Source organism: Falsiroseomonas sp. RANM36 (genome assembly GCF_056682175.1).
Map to the genome: position 1 here is coordinate 742,219 of NZ_JBWXTD010000003.1, position 503 is coordinate 742,721.

The 503-nt window shown below is 73.8% G+C and carries 1 protein-coding gene; it reads right to left on the bottom strand.

Going from position 1 to position 503, the window contains the following annotated elements:
* Positions 1-202: 202 nt before the first annotated feature.
* A partial coding sequence (locus AC1MIR_RS08330) for a murein hydrolase activator EnvC family protein (protein ID WP_480027711.1) occupies positions 203-503 on the bottom strand: 301 nt, incomplete at its 5' end.

Here is a 503-nt window from a genome sequence, read left to right on the forward strand (position 1 = left end):
GCCGACCGCCCCCATCCCCACCCCCGGGCGCCCCCGGCCGCCCGCCGGCCGGGGGGGGGGGGCGCCGACGCTCGGCACCCTTGCGTCGGCCCGCTGCGACGAACCCTGTCCAGACACGGCGCTCATGCGACCACCCGATCCCTTCGCCGGCGCCGCGCGGCGCCGACCTGAAAACCATCCATCCGGGCCGATCACCCGAATTCTACCCTCGCGCCGCGAACCAGGGCCGCGGATCAACCGGCTGCCCGTTCCGACGCAACTCCACATAGAGCGTGGCGCCGTCATTGCCAGCGCTCCCCAGCACACCGACAGGCTCGCCCGCCAGGAGCCGCCGCCCCGCCGCGGTATCGAGCCGGTCGAGGCCAGCCAGGACAAAATGGTATCCCCCGCCGCAGTCCACAATCAACAACAGCCCGTAGGAGCGGAAAGGCGCGGCGTACACGGCCCGGCCCGCGCAGGGCGAAACCACCCGGGCACGGCCCGAAGCGGCAAAGGTGAGGCCC